The sequence below is a fragment of the Protofrankia sp. CiP1_Cm_nod2 genome (assembly GCF_920664355.1).
Classification (GTDB): Bacteria; Actinomycetota; Actinomycetes; order Frankiales; family Frankiaceae; genus Protofrankia.
The window spans coordinates 1-8,955 of sequence record NZ_CAKKTL010000152.1; the positions used below are offsets into that span (position 1 = coordinate 1).

General features: G+C 73.3%; 6 protein-coding genes. All 6 read left to right on the plus strand.

The window, feature by feature from the left end:
* The first annotated feature begins 335 nt into the window (after positions 1-335).
* The 6 genes from NBW84_RS16430 to NBW84_RS16455 all read left to right on the plus strand — a co-directional run bounded on the left by NBW84_RS16430 (position 336) and on the right by NBW84_RS16455 (position 8,399).
* A complete protein-coding gene (locus NBW84_RS16430) occupies positions 336-2,885 on the plus strand; it encodes a putative bifunctional diguanylate cyclase/phosphodiesterase (RefSeq protein WP_250285619.1) in 2,550 nt (849 codons plus the stop codon).
* Positions 2,886-2,955: 70 nt separating this feature from the next.
* Entirely contained in the window at positions 2,956-4,407 is a 1,452-nt protein-coding gene (locus tag NBW84_RS16435) for a nicotinate phosphoribosyltransferase (RefSeq protein WP_250285620.1), read from the plus strand.
* 353 nt (positions 4,408-4,760) lie between these two features.
* Positions 4,761-5,465 (plus strand): NUDIX domain-containing protein, encoded by a 705-nt coding sequence (locus NBW84_RS16440; protein ID WP_250285627.1) that lies wholly within the window; start codon positions 4,761-4,763, stop codon positions 5,463-5,465.
* Entirely contained in the window at positions 5,462-5,710 is a 249-nt protein-coding gene (locus NBW84_RS16445) for a hypothetical protein (RefSeq protein ID WP_250285621.1), read from the plus strand. The genes NBW84_RS16440 and NBW84_RS16445 overlap by 4 nt, the downstream gene beginning before the upstream one ends.
* 234 nt (positions 5,711-5,944) lie before the next feature.
* The gene (locus NBW84_RS16450; RefSeq protein WP_250285622.1) at positions 5,945-7,411 is read left to right on the plus strand and encodes a helix-turn-helix domain-containing protein; all 1,467 of its coding nucleotides are present in this window, start codon (positions 5,945-5,947) and stop codon (positions 7,409-7,411) included.
* A 16-nt stretch (positions 7,412-7,427) separates the two neighbouring features.
* On the plus strand, positions 7,428-8,399 hold the full coding sequence (locus tag NBW84_RS16455) for an NAD-dependent epimerase/dehydratase family protein (protein WP_250285623.1): 972 nt from the start codon (positions 7,428-7,430) through the stop codon (positions 8,397-8,399).
* Positions 8,400-8,955: the final 556 nt, after the last annotated feature.

The following is an 8,955-nucleotide window of genomic DNA, read 5'->3' on the forward strand; positions in this document are numbered from 1 at the left end:
GTGCGGGCCGGTCGGGCCCGCGGCGGCCGGCCAGGCGGTACGCGCGGGCCGGTCGGCAGCCGGCCCACGGGAGCCGGTCCGCCGGCCCCTGACCCGGCGAACGGGCCGTCGACACGACAAGGCCGACACGGCCCCGGTCGGACAGGGGCGCCACGGCGCCCCCTCGCAATATCGGTATCAGCTCACTACGCCCCCACCGCGTAGTACATGATCGGGGCGTAGTGAACGATGACCGTAACGTCAAGCCTACGTAAGGCACCGGGTGCGCCGCCGTCCAGGCGGCGTGATCCCGGTGGCCCGATCACGCAACCTCCGCAGGCAGGACGGGAGCCCAGATGGCCGTCGGCGCGCGTGCACGGTTAGTACCGTCCAGGTACCACCTGGTGCTCGTCATGGTCACCTCCACCGCGGCGGCCGTGACCGTGGTCTGCCTGGCCCGCCTGCCGGAAACAGCCGGACCGGTCTCGTGGTATCGGCTGGCCCTCGGGATCGCCTGTGTCGCGATCGGCCCGATACCCCTGCTGCGGGTGCGTTCGGGGCACCACACCGGCGACTACGACCTCAGCGAGGCCAGCGTGGTCATCGGGCTGGCCCTGCTGCCCGCCCCCCAGCTCGTCACGATCAGCGCCGTGGTGGTCCCGGTCATGCACGCCATCCTGCGCAGGCCACCGGTGAAGGTGATCTTCAATGGGGCCAGCGCCACGTTGGGCACCGCGGTCGCGGCCGGCGTCCTGTGGCTGTCGGGCGGGCGTCCAGGGCATCTGGAGGGTGTGGAGATCCTGCTCGCGGCACCGGCCGGCCTCACGGTCTGCCTGTGGACCAGCCTGTCCGTGTCCATGGTGATCTCCGCGGCGCGCGGGACGCCGCTGCGCCGGACCCTGTGCGAGACCATGGGCATCAGCACCGTGATCGCGGCCGGCGGCATCGCGGTCGGCTGCGCGGCCGTCGCGCTCGCCCACACCAGCCCGGTGACGCTGATCGTCCTCCCGCCGGTCCTGGCGGGCCTGGTGATGGTCTACCGGATGCAGGTCGACTCGGCCCAGCAGCGTGACCACTGGCGCCAGCTCAACGCGGCCGCGAAGGATCTCGCCATTCTGGACCGGACGGCCATCGAGGCCCGCGCGACGAGGATCGCCTATGAGATCTTCCGGCCGGACGGCGTGGAGCTCGTCGTCGACCCGATAGCACCGCCGGGCCCACCGCCGATACCACCGCCGGGCCCACCTGCACCCGTGCCACCGGCGTCGATATCGCGGCCGCCGGCGCCCGCGCCCCGGCCGTCCGGATCGCCGACCGCATCGCCAACCGGCTTCCAGCGCGGAACCGACCATGTCGCCACCCCGCTGACCGGGCCTGCCGGCCAGGTCGGGGTGCTGCGGCTGCGCTTCGCCCGGCCGGCCCCCTGGAAGGACCACGACCAGGCCGTCCTCGCCGCGTTCGCGAACCTGGTGGCGCTTGCGGTCACGAACGCCAACACCTATGCCGAAGCCCACGACCAGGCGTTCCACGACGCCCTGACCAACCTGGGCAACCGCCGGATGCTCCAGCGGCGCACCGCCGAGGCGATCGCCGCCACCGCCGCCGGGCCGCGCTCCGCCCTGCTGCTCGTCGACCTCGACCGGTTCCGGGACGTCAACGACACCCTCGGGCACGACGCCGGCGACCAGCTGCTGCGCGGGATCGCCGAACGGCTGCGGCGCGGCGTCCGCGCGGGCGACCTGGTGACCCGCATCGGCGGGGACGAGTTCGCCGTGCTGCTGACCGGGATCCGGGACGCCGAGGCCGCCGAGACCATCGCGGCCACGCTGACCAGGGTGCTGGCCCACCCGGTCGCCGTCGAGGGGATGATGCTCTCGGTGGAGGCGTCCATCGGGATCGCCTGCCTCCCCGAGGACGGCGACACCGTCGACGAGCTGCTGCGCCGCGCGGACGTCGCCATGTACCAGGCCAAGAGAACGCACGGCGGTTACCGGCGTTACCGGGCCGACGAGGATTCCTCCACGCTGGCCCACATGGCGTTGATGGCGGACCTGCACGACGCGCTCGACCACGGCGACATAAACCTGTGCTACCAGCCGCAGATCGACCTGGAAACGGGCCGGATCGTCGCTTTCGAGGCCCTCGCACGGTGGAACCACCCGGTTCTCGGCCGGCTTTCCCCGGACGCCTTCATCGGTGCCGTGGAACAGTCCGGACGCATTGGCGACTTCACCCGGACCGTGCTGCGGGAGGCGTTGTCCGCGGCCGGCCGGTGGCACGCGGACGGCGCCCGGGTGGGTATTTCCGTGAACCTGTTCGCGCGCAATCTCCTGGAACCGGGCCTGGCCACCGAGATCGCGCAGCTGCTGCTGGCGAACAGGCTGTCCGCGGCGGCGCTCACCCTGGAGATCACCGAACGGGCGGTCGTCACCGAGTCCGCCGCGACCGCGCGCTCGCTGGCCGCGCTGCGCGACCTCGGGGTGCGGCTGGCCGTGGACGACTTCGGCACCGGCTACGGCGCGCTCAACGTGCTCGGGCAGTTCGACCTGCACGAGGTGAAGATCGACGAGTCGTTCGTCCGCGACGCCGCCGGTGGCCGGGCCAGCCGCGCGATCGTGCGGGCCACTGTCGCGCTGGCCCACGACCTCGGGCTGCGGGTCGTCGCCGAGGGGGTCGAGGACGCCGAGACCCTCAACGCCCTGTCCGCCCTCGGCTGCGACCTCGCCCAGGGTGCGTTCATCAGCCCACCGGGCACGGCCGAGGAGGCCACCGCCCTGCTGCGGGACGCCGGCCGGCTGGCGGCCCCGCGATCGGCCGACGTGCTGCCGTTCCGGCGCCCCGCCGGGGAGCGGGCCGGGGGCGCCGCGCCCGTCCGCAGGGCGTATCCGGCGACCGACGGCAGATGACCTGACACGGAGATGACCCGATACACCAGGATCGTGCGTGTGATCTGCTGAGGTCCTAGTGTGGTCCGCGATGACCACGCCCACACCGCTGCCCATGCCGCTGCCCGCGCAGCCGCCAGCACCGGCGTCCACGGCCCTGCTGACCGACCAGTACGAGCTGACGATGTTGCGGGCCGCGCTGCGTTCGGGGGCGGCGTCGCAGCGGGCGGTCTTCGAGGTGTTCACCCGGGCGCTGCCGGCCGGGCGCCGGTTCGGTGTGCTCGCCGGCACCGGCCGCCTGCTGGAGGCGATCGCGGCGTTCCGGTTCGGCCCGGACGAGCTCGCCTACCTGCGCGGCAACGGGACCGTGGACGACGCCACCGCGGACTACCTGGCCGGCTACCGCTTCAGCGGGGACATCCACGGCCTCGCCGAGGGCGAGCCGTTCATGCCGAACACCCCGGTGCTGGTCGTCGAAGGCACCTTCGCCGAATGCGTCCTGCTGGAGACGCTGGTGCTCTCCGTGCTCAACCACGACAGCGCGATAGCCGCCGCGGGCGCCCGGATGGTCGCCGCGGCCGCGGGCCGGCCGTGCGTCGACATGGGCTCCCGCCGCACCCACGAGCAGGCCGCGGTCGCCGCGGCCCGGGCCGCCTACCTGGCCGGCTTCACCGCCACCTCGAACCTGGCGGCGGGCCGGCGCTGGGGCATCCCCACGACCGGCACGGCGGCGCACGCGTTCACGCTCGTCCACGCCTCCGAGCGGGACGCGTTCGCCGCCCAGACCGCCGCGCTCGGGACGGGCACCACGCTGCTCGTCGACACCTACGACGTGCCGGCGGCGGTCGCCACCGCGGTCGAGGTGGCCGGGACGGCGCTCGGCGCGGTCCGGCTCGACAGCGGCGACCTCGCGGCCGTGGCCCGGGCCACCCGCGCCCAGCTCGACGGCCTCGGCGCGCAGGCCACCCGCATCATCGTGACCGGGGATCTCGACGAGCACGCCATCGCCTCGCTCGCGGCCTCGCCGGTGGACGGCTACGGCGTGGGCACCAGGCTCGTCACCGGCTCGGGCGCGCCGACGACGGGCTTCGTCTACAAGCTCGTCGAGGTGGCGGGGACGGCGGTCGCGAAGGCCTCGGTCGGCAAGAGCACCAGGGGCGGCCGTAAGCATCTGACCCGCCGGCACGGCCGCGACGGGGTGGCGGTCGCCGACGTGATCACTACGCCGGTCCGGGGAGCCGAGCCGGCGGCGAAGCGGGACGAGAGCCACACCGGCACCGGCACCGGCCGTCCGCGGGCCCCGCGCGGCCCGGAGGCGGGCCCGTCCTGGCCGGAACGGCCGCTGCTGGTGCCGCTGGTACGCGGCGGCCGGATTCTCGACTCCGACGCGACGACCGCCGAGGGGCTGCGCGCCGCCCGGGCCCATCACCAGGCGGCCCTGGCGTCCCTGCCGGCGCACGCGCTGCAGGTCACCTACGGCGGGCCGTGCCTGCCGGTCATCACCGCCGGCCAGCGGGCAGCGCGGCAGCCCGGACAGCTGTAGGCCCCGCCGGACGGGCCCGCGGCCCGCCCCATCGCCCTACCGGCTCACCCCGCTCGCCCGGCTCGCTCTGCCCAGCCGGTTCGTTCTGCCCATTCAGCTCGCTCTGCCCAGCCGGCTCGTCCCGCCCGTCCCGCCCGGGCCTTTGCGCTGGTTTGCCCGGCGCCGCCGTCCCGGGCCGGACGGCGGGTCAGCGCCCCCGCCGGCGTGGCCAGGCCGCACACTGGGGCATCGTGAGACCTGTCATGTCGAACGAGACCCCGCTCGGTGGGGACCCCGTGGACAGCGTCCCCACGGACAGGGCCGGGGCGGGCCGGGCGCGGGCGGGCCGGGGCTACGCGCGGCGGGCCCCGGACATGCTCGTGAACGGGCCGTCCCCGATCGCGGTCACTGTCGATGTCGTCCTGCTGACGCTGCGTTCCGGGCAGCTCTGCGTACTGGTCACCCAGCGGGACGCGCCGCCGTTCCAGGACGACTGGGCGCTGCCCGGTGGCTTCGTCCGGGTGGACGAGGACCTGGACGCCTCGGCCCGCCGGCAGCTCGCCGAGGGGACCGGGGTCGCCGCGTCCGGCCATCTTGAGCAGCTGCGCACCTACGGACGGCCGGACCGCGACCCGCGGGCGCGGGTCGTCAGCGTGGCCTACCTCGCCCTGCTCCCGAACCTGCCGCCCCCGCCGGGAACCGACCGCGACGGGCCGACGGCCCGCTGGTGGCCGGTGGAGGACCTGGGCTCCGCGGACGGCCCGGTCCTCGCCTTCGACCATCCGACGATCGTCGCCGACGGCGTGGAACGGGCCCGCAGCAAGCTGGAGTACACCCCGCTCGCCGCCGCCTTCTGCGAGGAGCCGTTCACCCTGGCCGAGCTGCGCCGCGTCTATGAGGCGGCCTGGGGCGCCCCGCTCGACCCGCCCAACTTCCGCCGCAAGGTGCTGTCGACCTCTGGCTTCGTGGTGCCGGTCGGCGCCCGCGCGGCGCCCCGCGGCGGGGGGCGCCCGGCCGAGCTGTACCGGCGGGGCTCCGCCACGGCCCTGCACCCACCACTGTTGCGCCGTTCCGTGTGAACGACGCCACCATCTCCCCGGGATCATCTGCGATCATCGTTGACGTGCATCCCGACGCCAGTAACGCAGGCATATTTCTCGTCGTCGTCGGTGGCGCCCTGTTCGCGCTGCTGGTGTGGGGCCGCCGCGTCGGCGGCGGTGCCGCGCGTGAGATCTGGGGCCGGCTGGGCCTTCTTCGCTGGATCATCGCACTGATCGTCGTCGTGATCTTTTTTGATCTCGCCGACGGCGTCGTGAACAGATGATCCACCCAACCGGAAACCTCGGACGGCTGAAGAACCGGCGGCCGGCCGGCCCGCGACACCCGCTCGCCCGGCCCGGATACGCGCAATAGATTGTCAGCGGAACGTGTGATTCACTTCACCGCAAGCAACATTTTCGCTGTACCGGAAGCGACCATTTTGTGGCTATGCGCGGTCGATCGACCGACTAGTTATGCTCACTTCCAGTAACCCCGAAGCCGGATGAAAGGACCGCGGGTGACTGGTCAGCCATGGCTGTGGACGCCGCCGCACCAGACGACGCGATCGACCGGCGTGGGACTCCTTCTCCGCTCCTACCGGCAGACGTTCGGCCTTACCCAGCAGCAGCTCGCCGAACGGCTCGGCTTCGACCAGTCCTACGTTTCCAAGGTCGAAAGCGGCCGGCGGGTTATTCACGACATCTCCACGCTGCGTCACATCGCCCGCCGGCTGTCGCTGTCCCCGGAGGACGTGGGCCTGGCCGCGGGCTCCCTGGCCGAGAGCCGCCGGGACGCCGCCCCCACCGACCCGCTGGACGAGCGGATCGCGGCCAGCCAGCGCACCTGGCGGCTGACACGCGACCACCTCAACCACCACCGGATCAGCCTGGCCCGGGCCACCGCCGGCCTGTACCCACAGCCCCACCGGCTCGGCAACGGCCTGCTGACCCGGCCCGATTGGATGTGGGACGAGCCGGTCGACCTCGCCGACATCGAACTGGAGTGGTCCGACGCGCTCCCCGCACCGACGGTGTCGGGAGCGGGCACCGACACCGAGCATCTGCGTCCGCTGACCGACGGCGGGGCCGCCTTCGGGACCTACACCCGGGCCATGCGCGATCTCGACCGGCCCACGCTCTTCGAGAACCGCCTGAGCTTCCGCATGCTTGAGGCCACCCGCGCCGGGCAGCGCGGGCCACGGCTGGCCTTCGGCCACACCACCTACTTCGACGCCCTCGACGTGTGCGAGTCGGTCGCCCATGAGACGGCCGCGGCCATGCTCGGCGGCGGGCTGTCCTGGCCGGCGCTGCCGTTGCGGCGCCGGATCGGCGACCCGTTCGACCTGGGCCAGCGGGTCGTCCTGCCGTCCATCAACACCCTGACCATCCGGCACGACCAGAGCCGGGCGAGCTTCATGCTGCACCGCCGCAGCGCCGGCTCGGTGGCGACCGCGGGCGGGGTCTACCACGTGCTGCCGGCCGGGGTGTTCCAGCCCTCCGGGATCTCCCCGTGCCACCACGAGGCCGACTTCGACCTCTGGCGCAACATCATGCGCGAGCTGAGCGAGGAGCTGCTCGGCAACGCCGAGCACGACGGCAGCAGCTCCTCCCTGATCGACTACGACGGCGACGAGCCGTTCCGCTCCCTGCAGCGGGCCCGGCGCGCCGGCCGGGTCCGCGCCTGGTGCTTCGGCATGGGCGTCGACGCGCTCACGCTCTTCGGTGAGATCCTCACGGTCGTGGTCGTGGACGCCGACGTCTTCGACTCGCTGTTCGCCGGGATGGTCCCGGTCAACGCCGAGGGCTCCGTGGTCACCACCGGCCCGCACCGGCGGGCGTCGGAGGGCATCCCGTTCACCCACGCGGCCGTCCGCCGGCTGATCGAACACGAACCGCTCGCGCCCTCGGCCGCGGCCTGCCTGGAGCTCGCATGGCGCCATCGCGGGACGCTGCTGCCCGGGCTGCGCATGCGGGCCGCGTCCTGACGGCCCCGTCGACATCGTGCGTGTTCTTGTCACCGGCGCGGCCGGTTTCGTCGGTGGGGCCGTCACCGACGCCCTCGCCGCGGCCGGGCATCGGGTGACCGCGCTCGTCCACTCCGGAGGATCGTGCCCGCGGCTCGCGTCGGAGGCGGAGATCGTCGTCGCCGACCTGGTGGACGTCCGCGCGCTCGAGCTCGCCCGGCTCGACCGCGGGTTCGACGCGGTCTGCCATCTCGCCGCCCTGACCCGGGTGCGCGAGTCCCGGTACGACCCGCTGCGGTACTTCGCGGTGAACGTGACGGGCACCGCGAACCTGCTGCGGCTGCTCGAACGCGGCACCGAGGCCACCGGGACCGCGCCGGTCGTCGTCCTGGGGTCGACCGGCGCCGTCTACGGCACGCCGGAGACCCAGCCCATCCCGGAGAGCACGTCCCCGGCGCCGACCCACCCCTACGGGGCCTCCAAGCTCGCCGCCGAGCAGCTCGTCGTCCACCAGGCCGCGACCGGCGGGATCGGCGCGGTGGTGCTGCGCTCCTTCAACGTCGCGGGCGCCGCGGGCCGGCACCTCGACAACGACGAGAGCCGGATCATCCCGGCGGCGCTGGCGGTGGCCGCCGGGTGCCGCGAGTCCTTCGGTGTCAACGGGGACGGGGCGGTGATCCGCGAGTACGTGCACGTGGCCGACATGGCCGACGCGTATCTCGCGGCCCTGGACGCCGTCCGGCCCGGCCACAGCAGGATCTTCAACGTCGGTACCGGCCTCGGGGTCAGCGTCACCGACGTCCTCGACGCGGTGGAGCGAGTCACCGGCCGCGCCGTGCGACGGGTACACCGCCCGCCGGCGGCGGAGCCGCCCGTGCTCGTGGCGGACAGCCGGCGTATCCGGGCGGAGCTGGGCTGGCAGGGCAGCCGCTCGACCATCGACCGGATCGTCGCCGACGCCTGGGACGCGGCGGCCTCACGGGCGTCCACCACCGCCACGTCCAGGTGACCGCGCGTCCGGCGGCACCGCTCGGCTTCCTCCGCTCCCCCGGCCTCTCCCGGCCCGTCGGCGTCCCCGCCTCTTCGGCCGTCCCCGCCTCTATCGGCCGGTCCTGTCTCTTCGGCCGGTCCTTCGACAGCCCTCGACCGGGCGGACCAATGGCGACAAATACGCTATAGAAATGTCACTCATGGTGACTCGCGAGGCGGGTTACCGCGTTCAGGGGTCCTACGGCCCCATGGACGGGCATCATGGACCTGCGGCGATGGCCATGGCGGCCCCGTCGACGCGCCCGGTCTGGAGCTTCGACGTCGCGGCTTCGTGTCGAGACTCAAGCGGCACGGTCTTCTGGTCACCAACGTCCGCCGCCGGCCACGGAGCTGTCGTTCATACGGCTATGACCCGTCGTCCTTGGACGAAACCGGTGGTTCTACTCGAACCTGGACATAACATAGTCCCGCGGGCCTGGATACGCGCACGAAAGATACGAGAACACGGCAGATACGGGAACACGGCCTCCGGCGCGCCCGGAGGCATCCAGATCAGTGAAGGAGACGCCCGTGGG

What these genes read in the sequence shown, in the direction of transcription:
- NBW84_RS16440 (WP_250285627.1), top strand. Translation starts at nt 4,761, where the DNA reads ATGCTCGTGAACGGGCCGTCCCCGATCGCGGTCACTGTCGATGTCGTC.
- NBW84_RS16435 (WP_250285620.1), top strand. Translation starts at nt 2,956, where the DNA reads ATGACCACGCCCACACCGCTGCCCATGCCGCTGCCCGCGCAGCCGCCA.
- NBW84_RS16430 (WP_250285619.1), top strand. Translation starts at nt 336, where the DNA reads ATGGCCGTCGGCGCGCGTGCACGGTTAGTACCGTCCAGGTACCACCTG.